This is a genomic window from Peptoniphilus faecalis (genome assembly GCF_012976305.1).
Classification (GTDB): Bacteria; Bacillota; Clostridia; order Tissierellales; family Peptoniphilaceae; genus Peptoniphilus_A; species Peptoniphilus_A faecalis.
In genome coordinates, this window is record NZ_JABDSR010000031.1 from 1 (window position 1) to 1,288 (window position 1,288).

Below are 1,288 nucleotides of genomic sequence, written 5' to 3' on the forward strand. Positions count from 1 at the left end.
CTTTTGATAATTTTAGATTAAGAATTTTTTTATGTTTTTACCATAAAAAAATATATGGTTTAAGCCATAAGACATAAACCATATATCATTAATTTTTATTCACCAACACTATTTGACAAAGAACCATAAAAAAGAGCGAATATTTACACAAACGCTCTTTATCTTATTCCTCTTCAATTATTTTATTTTTTAAAATTTCAGTATAAACTTTACAAATTCTATCAAATGCATCTAGCTCTTCAATTGAAAAACTCTCCATTAATTTTTTCTTAGTTTTTACAATATCGATATTATCGTATTTTTTATGACTAAAAACAAGTTTTTTTCCTATTTCTGTGACATATAAATGAAATATTTTTCCATTTATTTTAGAATTTTCTCTATATACAAGTTCTTGTTTCATGAGTTTCCTAACTGTTTGAGATATAGCTGAAGTTGTTCTATTCCACTTAAAAGCTAATTCTGTTACAGTTATACCTGGTTTATCAGAAATTTCTGTCAAAATATGAACTTCAATCATCGTTAACTTTGGTCCAAAACCATAGTCTCTTCTAGTATTATAATAATTAGAATAGGCAAGTACAAAATCATACATTGGATCCATTACTTTCGATAATTCTTTATACCTTCTATTAGTGGTTATACAATCTTCATTTTCATCAACCCATGTATCTAAAATCTCGTTATAATAAATATCCTTACTCATATTAACCTCCAAAAATAATATATCATAGTGAAATTTTTAAGGCAAGATTTAACTATTAACACATTAAACTATTTATAGTATTAAAATATCTGGACGTTACAAAACTTATGAGATAAATAATGATCCTGCAAACATTAGCACTAATCAAAATATTGTGCAACAAATTGCGCCTTCTTCAAATTCCAATTATTTTTATGCACTAAAAAAGACCATTTGAACTACTGCAAAACTTATGCGTTTTATAGTAGTTTAAATTGTCTACTAAAAATTTATATTTAATTATATAATCTCATATCATAAATAATTACACCATTATAAACTCGTAGCTAGATGTTATGTCCAACTGAGCTAAGGATAATATAAAAAATGGAGCGGATGACGAGATTCGAACTCGCGACCCTCGCCTTGGCAAGGCGATGCTCTACCACTGAGCCACATCCGCATAGGATTTTTAGTTTTATTGGTGGAGGAGAGTGGATTTGAACCACTGAAAGCTAAGCTAACGGATTTACAGTCCGTCCCCTTTGGCCAACTCGGGAACTCCTCCATGAAATCCCCTACAAGTCTTTTGGAGCTGGTGGG

At 29.3% G+C, this 1,288-nt stretch carries 1 protein-coding gene and 2 tRNA genes; all 3 read right to left on the bottom strand.

What is annotated here, in order from left to right:
- Positions 1–163: 163 nt before the first annotated feature.
- Positions 164–706, bottom strand: a complete 543-nt coding sequence (locus HKO22_RS10595; RefSeq protein ID WP_075659204.1) for a MarR family winged helix-turn-helix transcriptional regulator — start codon at positions 704–706, stop codon at positions 164–166.
- A 367-nt stretch (positions 707–1,073) separates the two neighbouring features.
- Positions 1,074–1,148 (bottom strand) — tRNA-Gly (locus tag HKO22_RS10600).
- A gap of 19 nt (positions 1,149–1,167) precedes the next feature.
- Positions 1,168–1,253 (bottom strand) — tRNA-Tyr (locus HKO22_RS10605).
- Positions 1,254–1,288 lie beyond the last annotated feature (35 nt).

What these genes read in the sequence shown, in the direction of transcription:
- HKO22_RS10595 (WP_075659204.1), bottom strand. Translation starts at nt 706, where the DNA reads ATGAGTAAGGATATTTATTATAACGAGATTTTAGATACATGGGTTGAT.